A 20,012-nucleotide genomic window follows, 5' to 3' on the forward strand; every position below is an offset into this window, starting at 1 on the left:
GGTCCAGGCCGGACCGGACCGGGCCGCGGGCGGTGCGGCGCGGGCGGTGCGGTGGGGCACCGGCGGTGCGGCCGGTCCGGGTGCGCAAGGATGGGCAGCACATCGCCCCTTACCGCAGGAGCCTCGATGGCCGTGCACCTGACCGTACCGACCGCCCCGGCGGACGTCGCGCCGATCCAGCGGCGCACCCTCCGCCTGCTGTTCGGCACCCAGATCATCGGCGGTGTCGGCGTCACCATCGGAATCGCCGTCGGGGCGCTGCTCGCCGCCCGGATCGCCGGGACGGCGGTGGCCGGGCTCGCACAGAGCGCCGCGGTGGTCGGCGCGGCGCTGCTCGCCGTACCGGTCACCCGCGTGATCACCGGGTACGGCCGCCGGCCGGGGCTGGTGCTGGCGTACCTGGTCGGCGCGGTCGGCGGGGTGCTGGTGGTGCTCGCCGCGGCGACCGGCTGGGTGCCGCTGCTCTTCCTCGGCATGTTGCTCTTCGGCGGTGGCACCGCGGCCAACCTCCAGGCCCGCTACGCGGCGGTGGACCTCGCCGAGCCGGCCCGGCGCGGCCGACAGTTGTCGCTGATCGTCTGGGCCACCACCATCGGCGCGGTGGCCGCGCCGAACTTCGCCGCCCTCGCCGACCGGGTCACGCACCGCTGGGGGGTACCGCCGCTGGCCGGGCCGTTCGCGTTCAGCGCGGTGGCGTTCGTGCTGGCCGCGGTCGTACTGCTGCTCCTGCTGCGGCCCGATCCGCTGCTCACCGCGCGCCGGCTCGCGGCGGCCGGGGGCGACGCCGTGCCGCCCGCCGGCACGCCGGCGGCGGTCGTGCCCCGGGCCGGGATGCGGGCGGCCTGGCGGGTGGTGGTCGCCCGGCCGGCCGCCCGGCTCGGCATCGCCGCCGTCGCGGTCGGCCACCTGGTGATGGTCGCGGTGATGGCGATGACCCCGGTACGACTCGGCGAGTCGCACTCCGACGTGGACGTGCTGCGGGTGGTGGGCGTGGTGCTGAGCCTGCACATCGCCGGCATGTACGCGCTCGCCCCGGTGGTGGGCTGGCTCACCGACCGGGTGGGCCGGCGCGCGGTGATCCTCGGCGGGATCGCCACCCTGCTGGCGGCCTGCGCGGTCGCCGGCACCGCCGGGCACCACACGCCGCTGCTCTCGGTCGGCCTGGTGCTGCTCGGGCTGGGCTGGTCGGGCACCATGGTCGCCGGCTCGACCCTGCTGTCCGAGGCGGTGCCGACCGACGTCCGGCCGGGCGTACAGGGACTGTCCGACCTGACCATGGGGCTGGCCGGGGCGGGCGCGGCGGCGGCCAGCGGGTTTGTCATGCGGGTGGCGGGTTATCCGACGCTGACCCTGCTGGCGGCGATCGCGGTGGTGCCCCTGCTGGCGTTAGCGTTGCGTCCGGTGCCGTCCGGGGCGCCCGACGAGGAGGACTGATCACCGTGCGGCTGACCGACTTCTGGGCCCGGCTGGAACAGGCCTTCGGGGCGGGGTACGCGGCCAGCATCGCCAGCGACCAGGTGCTCTCCGAACTGGGCGGGCGAACCATCACGCAGGCGCTCGCCGAGGGCGAGCAGACGCACGTGGTGTGGCGGGCGGTCGTCGCCGCCTACCCCGACCGGGTACCCGGTCGGCTACGCTGAGCAGCCTTTTCGTCACTTCCGCGTGTCACTTGCCGAGTCGTACATGTGTTCGGCTATTGTCCACAGCGGGGTGCTTGTCCACAGCTCACGGCCGGTCGGCTGGTTTTCTGTCGGACCCAGCGCCTAGCGTGTCCCGCGTGACGCGAAGCTCAGGAAAGACGCCGGCGAAGGCAGGGGTGGCAACGATGGCGGCAGGGCCTGACCGGGAGAAGGCACTCGACCTTGCTCTTGCTCAGATCGACAAGCAGTTCGGCAAGGGCTCGGTGATGCGGCTGGGGGAGCGGCCGGTCATCCAGACCTCGGTGATCCCGACCGGTTCCATCGCACTCGACGTGGCGCTCGGCGTGGGCGGTCTGCCCCGCGGCCGGGTCGTCGAGATCTACGGCCCGGAGTCCAGCGGTAAGACCACGGTCGCCCTGCACGCGGTGGCCAACGCCCAGCGGGCGGGCGGCATCGCGGCGTTCGTCGACGCCGAGCACGCGCTCGACCCGGAGTACGCGAAGGCCCTCGGCGTCGACACCGACGCCCTGCTGGTCTCCCAGCCCGACACCGGTGAGCAGGCGCTGGAGATCGCCGACATGCTGGTCCGCTCCGGCGCGATCGACATCATCGTGATCGACTCGGTCGCCGCCCTGGTGCCGCGCGCCGAGATCGAGGGCGAGATGGGCGACAGCCACGTGGGTCTGCAGGCCCGGCTGATGAGCCAGGCGCTGCGGAAGATCACCGGTGTGCTCAACAACACCGGCACCACGGCGATCTTCATCAATCAGCTCCGCGAGAAGATCGGGGTCATGTTCGGGTCACCCGAGACCACGACCGGTGGCCGGGCGCTGAAGTTCTACGCCTCGGTTCGTCTCGACGTGCGGCGCATCGAGAGCCTGAAGGACGGCACCGACGTGGTCGGCAACCGCACCCGGGTCAAGGTCGTGAAGAACAAGGTCGCCGCGCCGTTCAAGCAGGCCGAGTTCGACATCATGTACGGCAAGGGCATCTCCCGCGAGGGTTCGCTGATCGACGTCGGCGTCGAGCAGGCGATCATCCGCAAGTCCGGCGCCTGGTACACCTACGACGGTGACCAGCTCGGCCAGGGCAAGGAGAAGGCCCGCGAGTTCCTCCGGGAGAACCCGGACGTGGCTGCCGAGATCGAGAAGAAGATCCTGGAGAAGCTCGGCGTCGGGGCCGGCGCGGGCGACGCCGCCGGCGGCCCGGAGTTGCCGCCGGTCGACTTCTGATCGGTCACGGCTGAATGGCAGGACGACGTGCCCGTACGGGGCGCGGCTGGGACGCCAGCCCGCCCCGCACGGGTGACGCCACCACACCTCACTCACGCCGCGCCGGGGACGACGCCGAGGGGCTTCGCCCGCGCCGAGGCCGCCGGTCCTCCGTCGACGGGGCCGAGCCGGAGGTACCGGCCGGCCCACCGCGCGACGACGCCGAGGTGGCCCGGGAGATCTGCCTGCGCCAGCTCGCCGTACGCCCCCGTACCCGGGCCGAGCTGGCCGGGGCGCTGGCGAAGCGGGGCATCTCCGACGAGGTCTCGGCCCAGGTGCTCGACCGGTACGACGAGGTCGGCATCATCGACGACGCTGCCTTCGCCCGCGCCTGGGTGTCCAGCCGGCACGCCGGCCGGGGCCTGGCTCGCCGGGCGCTCGCCAACGAACTGCGCCAGCGTGGCGTGGACGGCGACGTGGCGCAGGAGGCCCTCGGCGAGCTGGACGAGCAGACCGAGGCCGAGACCGCCCGCGCCCTGGTGGAGCGGAAACTGCGTACGGCCAGGGGCGAACCCGACGCGGTCTTCCGTCGACTCGTCGGCATGCTGGCCCGCAAGGGCTATCCGCCGGGGCTGGCGATCCGGGCGGTGAAGGACGTGCTCGCCGCGCAGAGCGCCGAGGCGGCCGAGTTCGCCGAACAGATCGACGCGGACGCCCTTACGGAGGTCGAGGGCGACCTGGACCGGGAGGCTCGTCCTCTCGACTGATCGCCGACGGCGCTGCTGGATGCGGCTGCCCGGGGTCGCGCCAGGGCGACGCGGGCCGTCGGATGGGTGATGATGATCGGGTGCTGAAGGCGTGTCTCAACGGTGGCCGTCGCCGGGACGAGCACCCCGCCGTGCCGGTCACCCCGGCCGACCTGGCCGCTGACGCGGCGCGCTGCGCCGAGCTCGGCGTCGCCGCCGTGCACGTGCATGCCCGCGACGCCGCCGGTGCCGAGTCGCTGGCACCGGCGGTGATCGCGGAGACGGTGGCCGCGCTGCGGGCCGCCCGGCCGGAGATGGCTATCGGAGTGAGTACGGGGGCCTGGATCGAGGCGGATCCGGCCGCCCGGGTGGCCGCCGTCCGAGCCTGGCCGGTGCTGCCGGACTTCGCCTCGGTGAACGTGCACGAGGAAGGGGCCGAGGCGGTCGCCGCCGCGCTGCACGAGCGGGCAGTGCTGGTCGAGGCCGGTATCTGGGCGGCGGCGGACGTACCCGCCTACCGGCGGTGGCGGGTGCCGGCCGGCCGGATTCTCGTCGAGTGCACCCCGGACGAACCCATCGAGGCGTTGGCCGCCGCCGCCGCGATGCTCGCCGCGCTCACCCCGGACGACCCGCCGGTGCTGTTGCACGGCGAGGGCGGTGCGGCCTGGCCGGTGCTCGCCGAGGCGGTCCGCCGTGGTCTGCACACCCGCATCGGCCTCGAGGACACTCTCCATCTGCCGGACGGGGCAACGGCGGCCGACAACGCCGCGCTGGTGGCAGCCGCCCGAGCGCTGGGTGCCCGCTGACTCCTGCCCACGCACCACTGCGTGGGTGTCGTAGGCGGCGGCGATCAGGGAATGCCGGCCCGTCAATTCCGTTTGCCGTACGTCGCGGTGTTGCGCATCACGGGATGGGTGCGAGATACCGCGACCGGAGATGACCTTGACGGTCTGGTCAAGCCGGGACCCGTTAATGGGGCCGTTTGCCCCTCGATGTCCGACCTTTGGGTCAGCTACGAGTGACGATGCAACTTCTCTCCGTTCGGGGGGTTTGATCATGAGTTCTTGACCGAACGGCTGTCCGCAACCTAGCCTCGCCATACAGGTTCGAATTGCCCGACCAGCGCAGGCTAAGCGCACAACATAGATCGCGTAACAGAACAGCATCACTTTGGCCAGCTCTGCCGGCCTGTAACGACCACTCCGGACGGCAGGTCCGGAGCCGGCCGACAACTGCAACCGGTTGTCGGCGATGCCCGGGGGCATCGCCGATGCAGAGCTGCACCCACGGCCAGCCGCTCGGTCGGGCGTCCAGGGCCGTGGCGGTTCGTGTCCAGGGCACGGTTCCGCCGCGGCGTCGACTCAGGGGAGGCGGCCATGGCGGCGCGGCACAGGGACCACGGGTCCCCAGGGGGGGTTGGCGGATGCCCGCCGGTCGACGCGCGGCGACCCCGTGCCAGACGTGGTCACGTCGGGGCCAGCCGGTGGTCCCCTGCCCCGCGCGGCCTGACCGGTCGGGCGCAGGCCGCGTGGGGCCCGCTCGTCGGTCGGGGAGCGCGGTCATGAGCGTCATCGACGTGGTGCTCCTCGTCGTGGTGCTGCTCCTGGCGCTGGTCGTGGTCGGTGCCGTCGCATTCGGGGTCCGGGCGGTACGGCAACTTGGCGCGGTGCCGCGGCCGGAGGATCCGGCGTTCATCGCCGAGAAGGACCGCCAGGAGCAGTCCCTGGCCGCGCTGCGTTCCGCCGCGGACGAGGCGAGCAGCACCATCGACGTGGCGAAGTCCGCTGCCGCAGCCGCGCGGGCCGAGGCAGCGGCGGCCAAGGCCGAGGCGAAGGCGGCCCGCGCCGAGGCCCGCCGGGTGCTCGACGACGCCCGCACCGAGGCCGACACCATTCTGGAGCGGGCCCACAAGCAGGCCGAGATCGACGCGGAGCAGTTGCGTACCACCGCTCGGCGCAGCGGCGAGCGGGAAGTGGCCGTCCTCGCCGCCACCACCCGCGAGCAGGCCGCCGAGGTGGAGCGCCGGGCGGCCCGGATGGACGAGCGTGAACGCCTGCACACCGAGGAGGTGGAGCGCCTCGCCGAGCGGGAACGGCAGCTCACCGCGGCCAGCGCCGCGCTGGCCGAGCGGGAGGCCGCGCTCGCCGCCCGGGAGGCGGAACTGACGCTCGCCGAGGAGCAGCGCCGCCGGGAACTGGAGCGGGTCGCCGGCCTGACCGCCGACGCGGCTCGCACCGAGCTGGTCGAGGTGATCGAGACGCAGGCGAAGCGGGAGGCCGCACTGCTGGTCCGGGACATCGAGTCCGACGCCCGCAGCACCGCCGAGCAGCGCGCCCGGCACATCGTGGTGGAGGCGATCCAACGGGTGGCCAGCGAGCAGACCGCGGAGAGCGTGGTCAGCGTCCTGCACCTGCCGGGAGACGAGATGAAGGGCCGGATCATCGGCCGGGAGGGGCGCAACATCCGTGCCTTCGAGTCGGTGACCGGGGTGAACCTGATCATCGACGACACCCCGGAGGCGGTGCTGCTCTCCTGCTTCGACCCGGTACGCCGCGAGGTCGGCCGGCTCACCCTGGAGAAGCTGGTTCTCGACGGGCGGATCCACCCGCACCGGATCGAGGAGGTGCACGAGTTGGCCCGCCAGGAGGTGGCGCAGCTCTGCCACCGGGCCGCCGAGGACGCCCTGGTCGAGGTGGGCATCACCGAGATCCACCCGGAGTTGGTCACCCTGCTGGGTCGGCTGCGCTACCGCACGTCGTACGGGCAGAACGTGCTCAAGCACCTGGTGGAGACGGCGCACATCGCCGGCGTCATGGCCGCCGAGCTGCGGCTGGACGTGCCGACCATCAAGCGGTGCGCGTTCCTGCACGACATCGGCAAGGCGCTCACCCACGAGGTGGAGGGAAGCCACGCCATCATCGGCGCCGACGTGGCCCGCAAGTACGGCGAGAGCGAGGACGTCGTCCACGCCATCGAGGCACACCACAACGAGGTGCCGCCGCAGACCGTCGAGGCGGTGCTCACCCAGGCCTCCGACGCCTGCTCCGGCGGGCGGCCGGGCGCGCGGCGGGAGAGCCTGGAGGCGTACGTCAAGCGGCTGGAGCGGATCGAGGAGATCGCGGCCGGCAAGCTCGGCGTGGAGAAGGTCTTCGCCATGCAGGCGGGCCGGGAGATCCGGGTGATGGTCAAGCCGGAGGACGTCGACGACATCGGCGCGGCGGTGCTCGCCCGGGACGTGGCCAAGCAGATCGAGGAGGAGCTGACCTATCCGGGGCAGATTCGGGTGACGGTGGTCCGCGAGTCCCGGGTCACCGAGATCGCCCGCTGACGGGTACGGACACGGAAAGGGCCGGCCCGCGCGGGCCGGCCCTCACGTCGTACGGCAGGTCAGAGGCCGTGGCCGCTACTCTCGGCCTGCGACATGAGCGCTGCGGGCGGCGGGTTCTGGGCCGGGGTGCCGGCCGTCTTGCGGCCCTGCGAGAGCCGGCGCTGGAGGTACTGCGCCAGCTTCGACAGCGAGTAGTTCACCGCGATGAAGAGCACAGCGATCACGACGTACACCTGGATCGGGTTGCCCAGCACGCCGATGATCTGCTTGCCGATGTTGAGGGTCTCCTCGTAGCTGATGATGAAGCCCAGCGACGTGTCCTTGAGCACCACCACAAGCTGGCTGATCAGCGCCGGCAGCATGATCCGGAAGGACTGCGGCAGCAGGATCATCCGGGTGGTCTGCAGCGGGGAGAGCCCGATCGCGGCGGCGGCCTCCCGTTGCCCGCCCGGCAGCCCCTCCATACCGGAGCGGAGGATCTCGGCGATGACCACGGCGTTGTAGATGGTCAGGCCGATCACCAGGTACCAGAGCGTGTCGAAGGAGATGCCGAACTCGGGGAAGCCGCGGGCCACGAAGAAGATGGTGATGACGACCGGCAGGCCGCGGAACACCTCGACGCAGACCCGGGTGACCGCCGACAGCAGCAGGCTCAGCCCACGCAGCAGGTACGCCAGCGGCGTGGCCAGCCCGGTGAAGCGTCGCTGGGTGAGGCTCTTGAGCTGGATCCGCAGCACGGCGAGCAGGGTGCCGACGACCAGCGAGGCGACGATGGCCAGCGCCGCCGCGGTGAGGGTGTTCTTGAAGCCCAGGCCCAGGCGCTGCCAGACCTGGGAGAAGTTCTCGTTGGAGGGGTCGACCAGCGGCCCCCACAGCTCCATCGAGAACTGGCCCTTTTCGTCCAGGGGGAGGTAGATCAGGAAGTACGCCCCGACGAGCAACGCCACCGTGGCGACGACGCTGCTGATCAGGGTGATCCGCCGTTGGCGGGGGCCGGGGACGTCGTAGAGGACGCTGGTCTGCTGACTCATCGGGCCACCGCCTGTCGCTTCTCGATCCGGTCCAGCAGGGCGCCGAGCGGCACGGTCATGATCAGGTAGCCGATCGAGATGCCAATGGCGACCGGGATGAAGGCGTAGCCCTCGGCCCCGGTGAGCTGGTCGGCCGTGGCCGACAGGTCGCCGACGACCCCGAAGAAGCCGGCCAGCGCCGAGTTCTTGATCATCGCGATGATGACCGAGCCGAGCGGCACCACCGAGGCCTTCCAGGACTGCGGAAGCACCACGTAACGCAGGTTCTGGCCGAAGGTCAGGCCGAGCGAGCGGGCGGCCTCGGCCTGGCCGGCGGGCACCGCGTTCACCCCGGAGCGCAGCGCCTCACAGACGAACGCCGCGGTGTAGAGCACCAGGGCGATCAGCGCGAAGCGGAAGTACGGCAGGTCGGTGTCGAGCCGGCTGAATACCGCGTCGAAACCGGGGATGCGCAGGAAGTCGGCGTTGGAGCCGAGCGCCGGCAGGCCGAAGGCGGCGAAGAACATCACCACGGTCAACGGCATGTTCCGGAAGACGTTCACGTAGCCGGTGCCGACGGCGCGCAGCGGCGGCACCGGCGAGATCCGCATCACCGCCACGACGGCGCCCAGGACCAGGGCCCCGATCGCGGCGAGTACGCAGATCTGGAGGGTGAGCCAGAAACCACCCGCAAAGACGTCGAACCTGTCGATGAGTACGTTCACGGGTCGGTGTTCCTCCCCACCCTCCAGATCGAAGGATCAGATCAGTAGCGGTTGATGGTCGGCGCGGCGCCCAGCTGCGCACCGAACTTGCCGGCGGTGTCGTCCCAGGCCTTCTTCCAGCTACCGTCGGCGAACGCCTTCTCCAGCGTGTCGTTGATGAAGGTGCGGAAGTCGGTGTCCTCCTTCTTCACCCCGATGCCGTACGGCTCCTTGGTGAAGTTGTCGCCGGCCAGCTTGAACGATGCCTCGTCCTTGGCGATGTAGCCGAGCAGGATGACGTTGTCGGTGGTGACCGCGTCGACCTGGCCGTTCTTGAGAGCGTCGCGGCACTTGTCGTACGTGTCGAAGAGCACCAGCTGGGTGGCGACGTCCTTGACGTACTCCTTGATCTTCTCGGCCGGGGTGGAGCCGGTGACCGAGCAGACCTTCTTGGCGCCGTCCTTGAAGGAGTCCGGACCGGTGATGGCCGTGTCGTCCTTCTTGACCAGGATGTTCTGGCCGGCCTCGTAGTACGGCCCGGCGAAGGCGATCCGCTCCTTGCGCTTGGGGTTGATCGTGTACGTCGCCGCGACCAGGTCGACGCTGCCATCGACGATCTTGTCCTCACGGACCTTCGACGGCGTCTCCACCCACTCGATCTTGTCCTCGGGGATGCCGAGCTCCTTGACGATGATCTTCGCGACCTCGACGTCGAAGCCCTCCGGCTTGCCCGACAGGCCCTTCTGGCCGAAGCCCGGCTGGTCGAACTTGGTGCCGACCTTGATCTTCTGGGCCTTGTTCAGCCGCTCCATGGTGCTACCGGCGGGGAAGGACTTGCTGCCGGCGCCGGTGCCCTCCTCGGCGGAGTTGCCACCGCAGGCGGCCATGCCGAGGGCCAGGGCAGCCGCGGCGGCGACCGCCGCCACGCGCTTGATACGCATACTCTTCTCCTTCTTCGACGGAGCCCGCCCGGGGACGGCCGCTCCACTAGGGGGACGCTCAGTGCGTAAGGATCTTGGAGAGGAAGTCCCTCGCCCGCTCGCTGCGCGGGTTGGCGAAGAACTCGGCCGGCGGCGCGTCCTCGACGAGCTGGCCGTCGGCCATGAAGATGACCCGGTTGGCCGCGTGCCGGGCGAAACCCATCTCGTGGGTGACCACGACCATCGTCATGCCCTCGCGGGCCAGTGAGGTCATCACGTCCAGCACCTCGCCGACCATCTCCGGGTCCAGCGCGCTGGTCGGCTCGTCGAAGAGCATCGCCTTGGGCTGCATGGCCAGCGCGCGGGCGATCGCCGCCCGCTGCTGCTGACCACCGGAGAGCTGGGCCGGGAACTTGTCGGCCTGGTTGGCGATGCCCACCCGGTCGAGCAGGGCCAGGCCGCGCTCGCGGGCCGCCGCCGGCTTCTCGCCCCGGACCTTGATCGGCCCGAGGGTGACGTTCTCGAGGATGGTCTTGTGCGCGAAGAGGTTGAACGACTGGAAGACCATGCCGACCTCGCTGCGCAGCCGGGCCAGGGCCTTGCCCTCGGCGGGCAGCGGCTGCCCGTCGAAGGTGATGGTGCCGGAGTCGATCGGCTCCAGCCGGTTGATCGTGCGGCAGAGCGTCGACTTGCCGGAGCCGGAGGGGCCGATCACGACGACGACCTCGCCCCGGCCGACCGACAGCGACACGTCGTCCAGCACGTGCAGGGGGCCGAACCACTTGTTGACCCCGTCCAGCACGATGAGCGGTTCGCCCTTCGTCACGTCGTTCACCGTCCCTGTCGTTGGTCCCGGAGCAGCGGGGTCGTCGACCCCCGGTTTTGGGCAACTGTAGGCGGGACGACGTGGCGGAGTGCCACCGAGTTGGTCACGGAGCGGTAACACCGGCCGGCGCCGTGCCACCTCGTCCGGTTTCCGTCGGTCACCGGGCCGCGCCGAGTGGTGCGTGAGGTGCGTCACGGAGATCATGGTGGGATGACCCAACGGCTGCGCCTGACCGACCACGCTCGCGGCGGCGGTTGCGCCTGCAAGATTCCCCCGGGTGAGCTGGAGGCGATGGTGGCGGGCCTCGGGCCGGCGCCCGGCGCCGCCGACCTGCTGGTCGGCCTCGACCACGGCGACGACGCCGCCGTGGTCCGGCTCGACCGGCACACCGGCCTGGTCAGCACCGCCGACTTCTTCACCCCGGTCGTCGACGACGCGTACGACTGGGGTCGGATCGCCGCGACCAACGCGCTGTCCGACGTGTACGCGATGGGCGGCACCCCGCTCGTCGCGCTCAACCTGCTCTGCTGGCCCCGCGACGTGCTCCCCCTGGAGTTGGCCCGCGAGGTGCTGCGGGGCGGACGGGACATCGCCCGGGAGGCCGGTTGCCACCTGGCCGGCGGGCACAGCGTCGACGACGACAGCCCGAAGTACGGGCTGGCCGTCACCGGGATCGTCCGGCCGGAGGAGTTGATCACTCTGGACGCCGGGCGGGCGGGCCTGCCGCTGTCGCTGACCAAGCCGCTCGGTGTCGGGGTGCTCAACACCCGGCACAAGCGGACCGGCGAGAGTTTTCCCGAGGCGGTCGCGGCGATGACCCGGTTGAACCGGGACGCCGCCAGCGCGGCGGTGGCCGCCGGCATCCGCTGCGGTACCGACGTCACCGGCTTCGGGCTGCTCGGGCACGCGTCGAAGCTCGCCCGGGCCAGCCGGCTGACGGTGGCGATCGACACCGCCCGGGTGCCGTACCTGGCGGGTGCCCGCGAGGCGGTCCGGGACGGGTACGTCAGTGGCGGCAGCCGCCGCAACCTGGACTGGGTCACGCCGTGGACGGACTTCGGCGCGGTGGACGAGGCCGAGCGGCTGCTGCTGGCCGACGCGCAGACCTCTGGTGGGCTGCTGCTGGCGGGGGAGGTGCCGGGCGGCACGGTGGTGGGGGAGCTGCTGCCCCGAGGCGAGCACCTGGTGCTCCTCCGTTGAGGTCGTGTCGGGTGCCAGGTACGGCAGCGTACCCGATAAACTGTCATCTTCCCGCTACTCCGAGCAACGAGGCTCGGGGGAATTTTGCCCGGAATGGTCACAGACCGGTAACTTGCCCCCGGCTGAGGTCATATGCACCCCACCATCGTCGTAAGGCCCCGATCCGGAGGCCGGTGGGACGAACGCAGCGAGGAGGCGGCGTGACCGAGCTGTGGAACTGGAGAATCGACCGGGCGGCACCGGTGGACGTGTACCCGGCCCTGGCCGAGGCGATCGGTCGGGTGGTGATGCCCCTCGCCGTCGCCGACCCGGCGCGGCTGCCCGCGTACGCGGTGGTCTGCGACGTGTGGGAGGCGCCGGGGGAGTTCGGCACGGTTGTGGACTGCTACGGGGTGCCCGAGTCGCTCGGCGAGCACACCAGCATCGCGGCGCTGGCCCGGCTGCTGGGTCGCAACTGCCTGCTGGCCGACGACACCCTCGACGCGGGCCGGCACCTGCTGGTCGCACCGGACGGCACCATCCGGCCGGTGCACTTCGAGGTGACCGAGACCGACGACGGCGAGGTGCTGACCGACCAGCGGTTGTGCACGTTGGCCCACCCGGGCTGTCGGGGCTGGTCCCGGTGTCACCGCTCGAAGTGGGCCCCCGACTCGATCAACCCGGCCCTCGCCGCCGCCTGACCGGGGCGGGGCGAGGGTCGGACGGCCCGGGTCAGCCGGTGGCGGCGGGCCGGGAGCCGCGTACCTGCAACTGGTCCAGCAGGGTCGCGGTGGCGGCGGCCACCGCCTGCACCGCGGCCTCGAACGCCTCGGCGTTGTGCGCGGCCGGCGCGCGGAACCCGGAGATCTTCCGGACGTACTGCAACGCCGCCGCCTGGATGTCGGACGGTGTCACCTCCGGCACGTACGGCTCGCGCAGGGTCTTGATGCTGCGGCACATGGCTGCTGCTCCTCCTCGTTCGGTGATCCCGGTCGGCCCGGATACGCTGTGCACGTCATGACTACCGCAGCCGAGCGCAGCCCGCGCACCTACCAGGTGCGTACGTACGGCTGCCAGATGAACGTGCACGACTCCGAGCGGATCTCCGGCCTGCTGGAGCAGGCCGGTTACGTCCGCGCCGGCGAGGCCGACGACAGCCCGGACGTGGTGGTGTTCAACACCTGCGCCGTCCGGGAGAACGCCGACAACCGGCTCTACGGCAACCTCGGTCATCTGCGCCCGGTCAAGAACCGGCACCCGGGGATGCAGATCGCCGTCGGCGGCTGTCTGGCCCAGAAGGACCGCGGCGACATCGTCCGCAAGGCCCCCTGGGTGGACGTGGTCTTCGGCACGCACAACATCGGCGCGCTGCCGGCGCTGCTGGAACGGGCCCGGCACAACGCCGCCGCCGAGGTGGAGATCCTGGAGTCGCTCGACGTCTTCCCGTCGACGTTGCCGACCCGGCGGGAGTCGACGTACGCCGGCTGGGTGTCGATCTCCGTCGGCTGCAACAACACGTGCACGTTCTGTATCGTGCCCGCCCTGCGCGGCAAGGAGAAGGACCGCCGCCCCGGCGACATCCTCGCCGAGGTCCGCGCCCTGGTCGACGAGGGCGTGCTGGAGGTGACCCTGCTCGGGCAGAACGTCAACTCCTACGGCGTGGAGTTCGGGGATCGGTACGCCTTCGGCAAACTGCTGCGCGCCTGCGGCGACATCGACGGGTTGGAGCGGGTCCGCTTCACCAGTCCGCACCCCAAGGACTTCACCGACGACGTGATCGCCGCGATGGCCGAGACGCCGAACGTCTGCCCCTCGCTGCACATGCCGTTGCAGTCCGGCTCCGACGACGTGCTGCGGGCGATGCGCCGGTCGTACCGGTCGGAGCGGTACCTGGGGATCATCGAGAAGGTCCGGGCGGCGATGCCGGACGCGGCGATCACCACCGACATCATCGTCGGCTTCCCCGGCGAGACCGAGGCGGACTTCCAGCGCACCCTGGACGTGGTGCGGGCGGCCCGGTTCTCCTCGGCGTTCACCTTCCAGTACTCCAAGCGTCCCGGCACCCCGGCCGCCACGATGGACGGTCAGCTGCCCAAGCAGGTGGTGCAGGAGCGCTACGAGCGGTTGGTCGCCACGGTGGAGGAGATCACCTGGGCGGAGAACCGCAAGCTGGTGGGGGAGACCGTCGAGGTACTGGTCGCCGTCGGCGAGGGCCGCAAGGACGAGCGCACCGGCCGGCTCTCCGGCCGGGCCCGCGACGGCCGCCTGGTCCACTTCGACGCCGGTTCGTACGCCGGGTCGATCCGTCCCGGCGACATCGTGCACACCACGGTCACCTACGCCGCCCCGCACCACCTCAACGCCGACGGGGAGCCGCTGTCGCACCGGCGTACCCGGGCCGGGGACGCGGCCGAGGCGGGGCGTTCCCCGCGTATCCCGGGGGTGTTGCTCGGGCTGCCCACGGTGGGCGCCCCGGCGGCGACGCCCACGCCGACGACCGGCTGCGCCGCCCACTGACGAGGCCTGCGGGGCCCGTCGTGGTGGCGGGCCCCGCGCCGGCCGTCAGACCGAGATCCTGCCGGCGCCGGCGCCGGCCGTCACGATCGACTTGACGCTGCTGGCGGCGTCGAGCGGGTACGAGTACGGGATGCTCCGGACGCTGCCGCCGGCCTGCCCCCGGCCGGAGCTGACGAAGTGGTTGTTCCGGGCGACCAGGCTGCCGGGGCCGGAACTGCCCTCACCGAGGTGGAACGGGTCGGCGACACTCTCGAAGTAGTTGCCCTCGACGAGAACTCCGGCGTTCATCGTGGACGCCACGCCGTAGCCACGGTTGGCGCGGTAGTAGTTGTTGAACACGTGCACCGGGTTGCCGAAGCGGACCCGGGGGTGGCGCTGGTTGCTGCCGTCGAAGTAGTTGTGGTGGTACGTCACCCGCAGCCGGCCGGTGTCCTGGCTGGCGTTGCTGTCGCTGTGCCCGAGCAGCATCGACTTGTCGTGGGCGTGGACCCGGTTCCAGGACACGGTGACGAAGTCGGAGCCGCGCTTGATGTCGACCGCGCCGTCGTACCCGCTGGTGAAGGTGTTGTGGTCGATCCAGATGTTGGTCGCGTACTCCTGCACGTTGATCGCGTCGTCGTTCCAGTTGCGGAAGGTCAGGTTCCGGATGATGACGTTGCGGTCGCCGCTGATGTTCAGGCCGCAGCCGGCGATGGTGGCGCCGGAGTTGCCGAGGATGGTCTTGTGGGAACGGACCCGCAGCATGCCGGAGCAGTTGATGGTGCCGGAGACCCGGATGACCGAGGCGTTGTGGGAGCCGAGTGCGGCGCTCAGCGCGGAGGCACTGGTCACCGTGGTGGTCGGGGCGTTGCCGCCGCCGGTGGTGCCGCCGTTCTGGGTGGCCCAGCCGACCAGGTAATTCGGGGCGGCGGCGGCCGGCGTGGTGCTGACGGTGAGGGTGGAGGCGACGAGCAGCGCGGCGCTGGCGGCGGCGGTGAGCAGGGTTCTCGGACGTCGGGACGTGATGCGCATGGTGCTTCCCTTCGGTGGTGGCCGGGCTCGCGGACCGTTGGCCGACCCTGCTGACGCCGTGCCCGTCGGCGTCGCGGTCGGCCGGGGACGGTGGTCGGCGGGTCCGGCCGGTGTGGACGTGCGGGGGTGAGCAGCGACTCCCGTGCCACGCTTACCGGGTAAGCGCTTTCCGTGATAGAAGCACAGATGCCCATCGATGTAAAGTCCCCCCTCACCTGCATGGGATGCCAGGAGCCGAAACCCATGGCCGGCCTTCGTGAAGGTCGACCGGGCATCGTGCGGGCTGGTGCCGGACGCACAGACGCGCAAGCCCCCGGTCCGCCACGGACCGGGGGCTTGCGACGCGGTGTCAGCTCAGCCGGACTGCTCGGCCAGTTGGAGGAACTGCCGCTTGGCGGCCAGCGCCTGCTCGGCCTCCTTGATCCGGCGGGCGTCCCCGGCGGCCTGCGCCCGGGTCAGCCGCTCCTCGGCCTCGGCGACCTGGGCCCGCATCTGCGCCAGCAGCGGATTGTCCTGCGGTGTGGTTCGCCGCCACGCCGAGTCCATGACCTCGCGGACCCGGTCGTCCACCGCGCGCAGTCGGCGCTCCAGCCCGGCGGCGGCCTCCCGGGGCACCCGGCCGGCCTCGTGCCACTGCGCCTGGATCTCCCGCAGCTTGGCCTGCGCACCCTTCGGGTCGCTGTCGACGTCCAGCGCCTCGGCCTCGGCCAGGAGTGCCTGCTTGCGCTCCAGGCTGACCCGCTGCTCGTTGTCGCGCGCGGAGAAGACCTCGCTGCGCCGGCTGAAGAAGGCGTCCTGTGCGGCCCGGAAGCGTTCCCAGAGCTTCTGCTCGGCCTCCTTGGATGCGCGGGGAGCCGCCTTCCACTGGTTCATCAGCTCCTTGAGCTGGTTGGCGGTGGCCGCCCACTCGGTGGAGTCCTTGAGCTTCTCGGCCTCGGCGACCAGCTCCTCCTTGACCGTCTGCGCCTGCTTGCGCTGCTGGTCCAGGGAGGCGAAGTGGGCGCCCCGACGCCGGGTGAAACCGTCGCGGGCCGCGGCGAACCGCTTCCACAGCTCGCCGTCGGTCTTCTTGTCGACGCCGCGGATGGTCTTCCACTCGTCGAGGATCTCCTTGAGTCGGTCCCCGGCGGTCTTCCAGCCGGTCGACTCGGCGGCGATCTTCTCCGCCTCCTCGACGAGGGCGGTCTTGCGCGCGAGCGCCTCGACCCGGGCCGCGTCCCGGGCCGCGCGGGCCTCACCGGCCTTGTCCTCGGCGATCGCGGCGAGCTTGTCCAGCCGTGCGGCCAGCGCGTCGATGTCGCCGACGACGTGCGCCTCAGCCAGCGAGGCACGGATCCGGCGGATCGTGGTCAGCGAGTGGCCGGCGTCCGCCGCGCCAGAGTTGAGCCGGGCCTCGGTCAGATCCACCTCGGTCACCAGGTCGGCGAAGCGTCGGGCGAAGTGGGCCAGCCCCTCCTCCGGGGCCCCCGCCTGCCAGGATCCGACCACCCGCTCGCCTTCGGCGGTCTTGACGTACACGGTGCCGTCCGCGTCCACCCGTCCGAAGGCCGTCCAGTCGCTCATGTGCCCATCCTCGTTCTCCCGGCGTCGACGGGACCTCTCCCTCGATCGCCGCCACGGCGCAGCCAAGTTGCTCTCGGCATTGTCACAGGTCTGACCCTGTCCGCGTCGAGCGCCTGTCTCTGACCGTGACCATACGGTGTCCTGCCATTCACCGACAGGGTCCGTGGGGAGTGTCGGCCGGTGCCGTATGGTGTACCGTACGACGTACGATAAGCGGCGGCCCGCCCTGCGGGCCGGTGAGGAGGAACAGATGACGCAGTCCCGGAGCCGGATGACGCCCCCGGCCGACGCGGGCTTCGTGCCGGACGCGGCGGCCCTGGCCGAGCTGGACGAGTGGTTCCGCCACTACGACGCCCTGGCCGAGGCGGGCGACGTGGCGGGCGCCGCCGACCTGGCCATGTTCCCCCTCAACACGGTCACCGACGACGCCGCCGGGGAGGGCTCCGCCCGGCAGCTCGACCGCGCGGCCTACCTGGAGATGATGGGCGGCCTCCTCACCGGCGGCGGCGACCTGAAGATGGAGTCGCGCCGCACGCCGTACTTCCTCACCCCGAGCCTGGTCGTGGTCTTCACCGAGGCCGAGTTCACCATCGACGGCGAACGTCAGCGGGTGCGCTACGCCGACCTGCTGGTCCGCAGTGGTGGCCGGTGGCGGTTCCAGACCATGGTGCAGGGCGGCTGGGGCGGCCAGCCCGGCTGACCGGCGGGTGCGGGGCACCGGGCCGGGCCGTGCCGATACGGTTGCCTGGTGCCCCTGGTCGCCGCCGCCGTCTGCCCGCACCCGCCGCTGATCGTGCCCGAGTTGGCCGGCGCCGCCGCGCCCGAACTGGACGGGCTCCGCGCCGCCTGTGACGCCGCCGTCGCCCGGCTGCTGGACTCGGCGTACCGGATCGTGGTCGTCGGCGCCGCCCCCGACACCCGCACCTACCACCCCCCGTGCCGCGGCTCGCTCGCGCCGTGGGGAGTCGGTGTCGAGGTCGCCGTCGGCGGCCCCGATGTCGAGGGCGCCCCCGGCCACGTACGCCCCGCCGGCCCGCCGGCCCCGCTACCGCTGAGCCTGACCATCGGGGCGTGGCTGCTGCGCCGTCACCCGGGTGGTCCGTCGGCGGTGGCCCGGATGCAGGCGGTGGCCGCCGACGCGCCACCGGCGGCAGCCGCCGCGCTCGGCGCGGACCAGAGCGGCGAGGCCGACTGGGCGCTGCTGGTGATGGGGGACGGATCGGCCTGCCGGGGTTCGCAGTCGCCTGGCTACCACGACCCGCGCGCCGAGGCGTACGACGAGAAGGTGGCCCGGGCACTGGCCGACGCGGACGCCGAGGCCCTGCTCGGCCTGGACCCGGCGCTGTCGGCGCAGCTGAGGGTCGCCGGCCGGGCACCCTGGCAGGTGCTGGCCGGCGCGGTGCGCGCCGCCGGCGGCGACTGGCGGGGCACCCTGCGCCACGACGCGGCCCCCTACGGCGTCGCCTACCTCGTGGCCTCCTGGGAGCGGGCATGACCGTCGTGGCGGTGGTCGGGCCGACCGCGGCCGGCAAGTCGGCACTGAGCATCGCCCTGGCGCACGCCCTCGACGGCGAGGTGGTCAACGCCGACTCGATGCAGCTCTACCGGGGCATGGACATCGGCACCGCCAAGCTGACCCCGGCCGAGCGCGAGGGCGTGCCGCACCACCTGCTGGACATCTGGCCGGTCACCGAGCCGGCCAGCGTCGCGGAGTACCAGCGGCTGGCCCGCGCCGCAGTCGACGACATCCTGGCCCGGGGCAAGGTGCCGCTGCTGGTCGGCGGCTCCGGGCTGTACGTGCGGGCGGTGCTGGAGCGGTTCGAGTTCCCCGGCACCGACCCAGCGGTCCGCGAACGCCTGGAGTCCGAGCTGGCGGCCGTCGGTCCGGCCCCGCTGTACCAGCGGCTGCGCGCCGCCGACCCGGCCGCGGCGGCGAGCATTCTGCCCGGCAACGGGCGGCGGATCGTCCGCGCCCTGGAGGTCATCGAGCTGACCGGGGCACCGTTCGCCGCCGCCCTGCCGCAGCCCACGCCGCACTACCCGGCCGTGCAGCTCGGCGTCGACCTGGACACCGCGCTGCTGGACGAGCGGATCGCGCGTCGGGTCGACCGGATGTGGGCCGACGGACTCGTCGCCGAGACGCGGACGCTGGTCGGCCACGGCCTGGCCGAGGGACGTACGGCCAGCCGGGCGCTCGGCTACCAGCAGGTGCTGCGTTTCCTCGCCGGCGAGACGACCGAGGCCGAGGCGTACGACGAGACGATCCGGGCCACCCGACGCTTCGTCCGCCGGCAGCGCTCCTGGTTCCGCCGTGACCGGCGGGTGCACTGGCTGGACTCCGCGTCGCCCGGGCTGGTCGACACGGCGCTGCGGGTGCTCGCCGCGGATTGGGGATGATGGGGCCGTGGAGTTCACCAAGGGCCATGGCACCGGCAACGACTTCGTCATCCTGCCCGATCCGGACGGCACCCTCGATCTGACACCGGGCCGGGTAGCCGCGATCTGCGACCGGCGGCGCGGCATCGGCGGGGACGGCGTGCTGCGGGTGGTGCGGGCCGCCAAGCATCCCGAGGGCGTCGGCCTGGCCGGCGAGGCCGAGTGGTTCATGGACTACCGCAACTCCGACGGCTCAATCGCCGAGATGTGCGGCAACGGAGCCCGGGTCTTCGTCCGTTACCTGCTGGAGACCGGGCTGGCCACGCCGTCTCGCGCCGCGCTGCCGGTGGCGACCCGGGCCGGCGTCGTGCGCGCGCGGGTCGAGGGCGACGCCGTCGCCGTCGAGATGCGCCGCCCCCGGCTGTACGACACCTCGACCGCGACGCTGGGGGCGCTGACCCTGCCGGGCACGGCGGTCGACGTGGGCAACCCGCATCTGGTCTGCGTGCTGCCGACCGGCCTGGACCTGGCCGGCCTGGACCTCACCCGGGCACCCGGGTACGACCCGGCGGTCTTCCCCACCGGGGTGAACGTCGAGTTCGTCACGCCGGACGAGCCGGTCGCGGAGACCGACGGGCACGTGCTGATGCGGGTGTACGAGCGCGGCTCGGCCGAGACCCTCTCCTGCGGCACCGGGGCGTGTGCGGTCGGGGCGGTGGCGCTGCGCGACGCCGGGCGGGACACCGGCACGGTCGCGGTCGACGTCCCCGGCGGCCGGCTCACCGTGACGGTCACCGACGACTCCTGCTGGCTCTCGGGCCCCGCGCTCCTGATCGCCACCGGCACCCTGACCCCCGCCATCCTCCCGGCGTAACCCCGCCCGGCCTGGCTCGCCCGGCTCGCCCCGCCTGGCTGGCCCCGTTGATCATGAACGTGACTGGACGATTTGTCCGGTCCCGTCCCACCAGCCTCATGATCAAC

General features: G+C 72.1%; 20 protein-coding genes. 13 read left to right on the forward strand and 7 right to left on the reverse strand.

Going from position 1 to position 20,012, the window contains the following annotated elements:
• Nucleotides 1-126 precede the first annotated feature (126 nt).
• The 6 genes from E1182_RS19030 (at nucleotide 127) to rny (ending at nucleotide 6,925) form a co-directional block, all read left to right on the forward strand.
• Nucleotides 127-1,434: an MFS transporter gene (locus E1182_RS19030; RefSeq protein ID WP_243706305.1), complete on the forward strand. Its 1,308-nt coding sequence runs from the start codon at nucleotides 127-129 to the stop codon at nucleotides 1,432-1,434.
• A gap of 5 nt (nucleotides 1,435-1,439) precedes the next feature.
• A complete protein-coding gene (locus tag E1182_RS19035) occupies nucleotides 1,440-1,640 on the forward strand; it encodes a DUF3046 domain-containing protein (protein ID WP_132267150.1) in 201 nt (66 codons plus the stop codon).
• Nucleotides 1,641-1,825: 185 nt separating this feature from the next.
• Nucleotides 1,826-2,872, forward strand: coding sequence for a recombinase RecA (gene recA / locus E1182_RS19040; RefSeq protein ID WP_132267152.1), 1,047 nt, complete (start codon nucleotides 1,826-1,828; stop codon nucleotides 2,870-2,872).
• Between the two features lie 14 nt (nucleotides 2,873-2,886).
• Nucleotides 2,887-3,618, forward strand: a complete 732-nt coding sequence (locus E1182_RS19045) for a regulatory protein RecX (RefSeq protein WP_132267154.1) — start codon at nucleotides 2,887-2,889, stop codon at nucleotides 3,616-3,618.
• 80 nt (nucleotides 3,619-3,698) lie between these two features.
• Complete coding sequence (locus E1182_RS19050) at nucleotides 3,699-4,403, forward strand: 3-keto-5-aminohexanoate cleavage protein (protein WP_132267156.1); 705 nt, start codon at nucleotides 3,699-3,701, stop codon at nucleotides 4,401-4,403.
• A gap of 755 nt (nucleotides 4,404-5,158) precedes the next feature.
• Nucleotides 5,159-6,925 (forward strand): ribonuclease Y, encoded by a 1,767-nt coding sequence (gene rny, locus E1182_RS19055; RefSeq protein ID WP_132267158.1) that lies wholly within the window; start codon nucleotides 5,159-5,161, stop codon nucleotides 6,923-6,925.
• Between the two features lie 59 nt (nucleotides 6,926-6,984).
• Here the strand turns inward: rny and E1182_RS19060 are convergent, their stop codons facing one another.
• The 4 genes from E1182_RS19060 to E1182_RS19075 are packed head-to-tail and all read right to left on the reverse strand — an operon-like array spanning nucleotide 6,985 to nucleotide 10,394.
• Nucleotides 6,985-7,956, reverse strand: a complete 972-nt coding sequence (locus E1182_RS19060; RefSeq protein WP_132267160.1) for an amino acid ABC transporter permease — start codon at nucleotides 7,954-7,956, stop codon at nucleotides 6,985-6,987.
• Nucleotides 7,953-8,660 (reverse strand): amino acid ABC transporter permease, encoded by a 708-nt coding sequence (locus E1182_RS19065; RefSeq protein WP_132267162.1) that lies wholly within the window; start codon nucleotides 8,658-8,660, stop codon nucleotides 7,953-7,955. Before E1182_RS19065 ends, E1182_RS19060 begins: the two co-directional genes overlap by 4 nt.
• Before the next feature lie 41 nt (nucleotides 8,661-8,701).
• Nucleotides 8,702-9,580, reverse strand: a complete 879-nt coding sequence (locus tag E1182_RS19070) for a glutamate ABC transporter substrate-binding protein (protein ID WP_132267164.1) — start codon at nucleotides 9,578-9,580, stop codon at nucleotides 8,702-8,704.
• Between the two features lie 58 nt (nucleotides 9,581-9,638).
• Nucleotides 9,639-10,394 carry an amino acid ABC transporter ATP-binding protein gene (locus tag E1182_RS19075; RefSeq protein ID WP_132267166.1) on the reverse strand — a complete coding sequence of 252 codons (756 nt, stop codon included), beginning with the start codon at nucleotides 10,392-10,394 and terminating at the stop codon, nucleotides 9,639-9,641.
• 201 nt (nucleotides 10,395-10,595) lie between these two features.
• Here E1182_RS19075 and selD point away from each other — a divergent pair, with 201 nt between their 5' ends.
• Both selD and E1182_RS19085 read left to right on the forward strand, forming a co-directional pair.
• Nucleotides 10,596-11,585 (forward strand): selenide, water dikinase SelD, encoded by a 990-nt coding sequence (gene selD / locus E1182_RS19080; protein ID WP_132267168.1) that lies wholly within the window; start codon nucleotides 10,596-10,598, stop codon nucleotides 11,583-11,585.
• A gap of 200 nt (nucleotides 11,586-11,785) precedes the next feature.
• Nucleotides 11,786-12,265 (forward strand): hypothetical protein, encoded by a 480-nt coding sequence (locus E1182_RS19085; protein ID WP_132267171.1) that lies wholly within the window; start codon nucleotides 11,786-11,788, stop codon nucleotides 12,263-12,265.
• A 31-nt stretch (nucleotides 12,266-12,296) separates the two neighbouring features.
• Here the strand turns inward: E1182_RS19085 and E1182_RS19090 are convergent, their stop codons facing one another.
• On the reverse strand, nucleotides 12,297-12,524 hold the full coding sequence (locus tag E1182_RS19090; RefSeq protein WP_132267173.1) for a DUF2277 domain-containing protein: 228 nt from the start codon (nucleotides 12,522-12,524) through the stop codon (nucleotides 12,297-12,299).
• A 57-nt stretch (nucleotides 12,525-12,581) separates the two neighbouring features.
• On the opposite strand from E1182_RS19090, the gene miaB reads away from it, so the two are divergent.
• Entirely contained in the window at nucleotides 12,582-14,081 is a 1,500-nt protein-coding gene (gene miaB / locus E1182_RS19095; protein WP_132267175.1) for a tRNA (N6-isopentenyl adenosine(37)-C2)-methylthiotransferase MiaB, read from the forward strand.
• Between the two features lie 45 nt (nucleotides 14,082-14,126).
• Here miaB and E1182_RS19100 read toward each other — a convergent pair whose 3' ends face one another.
• On the reverse strand, nucleotides 14,127-15,092 hold the full coding sequence (locus tag E1182_RS19100; RefSeq protein ID WP_132267177.1) for a polysaccharide lyase family 1 protein: 966 nt from the start codon (nucleotides 15,090-15,092) through the stop codon (nucleotides 14,127-14,129).
• A 354-nt stretch (nucleotides 15,093-15,446) separates the two neighbouring features.
• Nucleotides 15,447-16,655 carry a DUF349 domain-containing protein gene (locus tag E1182_RS19105; protein ID WP_132267179.1) on the reverse strand — a complete coding sequence of 403 codons (1,209 nt, stop codon included), beginning with the start codon at nucleotides 16,653-16,655 and terminating at the stop codon, nucleotides 15,447-15,449.
• 250 nt (nucleotides 16,656-16,905) lie between these two features.
• On the opposite strand from E1182_RS19105, the gene E1182_RS19110 reads away from it, so the two are divergent.
• The 4 genes from E1182_RS19110 to dapF are packed head-to-tail and all read left to right on the forward strand — an operon-like array spanning nucleotide 16,906 to nucleotide 19,905.
• Nucleotides 16,906-17,355, forward strand: coding sequence for a hypothetical protein (locus E1182_RS19110; RefSeq protein ID WP_243706306.1), 450 nt, complete (start codon nucleotides 16,906-16,908; stop codon nucleotides 17,353-17,355).
• 48 nt (nucleotides 17,356-17,403) lie between these two features.
• Nucleotides 17,404-18,150 (forward strand): hypothetical protein, encoded by a 747-nt coding sequence (locus E1182_RS19115; protein ID WP_132267182.1) that lies wholly within the window; start codon nucleotides 17,404-17,406, stop codon nucleotides 18,148-18,150.
• Entirely contained in the window at nucleotides 18,147-19,052 is a 906-nt protein-coding gene (gene miaA, locus E1182_RS19120) for a tRNA (adenosine(37)-N6)-dimethylallyltransferase MiaA (protein ID WP_132267184.1), read from the forward strand. Before E1182_RS19115 ends, miaA begins: the two co-directional genes overlap by 4 nt.
• Before the next feature lie 7 nt (nucleotides 19,053-19,059).
• A complete protein-coding gene (gene dapF, locus E1182_RS19125) occupies nucleotides 19,060-19,905 on the forward strand; it encodes a diaminopimelate epimerase (RefSeq protein WP_132267187.1) in 846 nt (281 codons plus the stop codon).
• Nucleotides 19,906-20,012: the final 107 nt, after the last annotated feature.

The organism is Micromonospora sp. KC721, assembly GCF_004348355.1.
Classification (GTDB): Bacteria; Actinomycetota; Actinomycetes; order Mycobacteriales; family Micromonosporaceae; genus Micromonospora.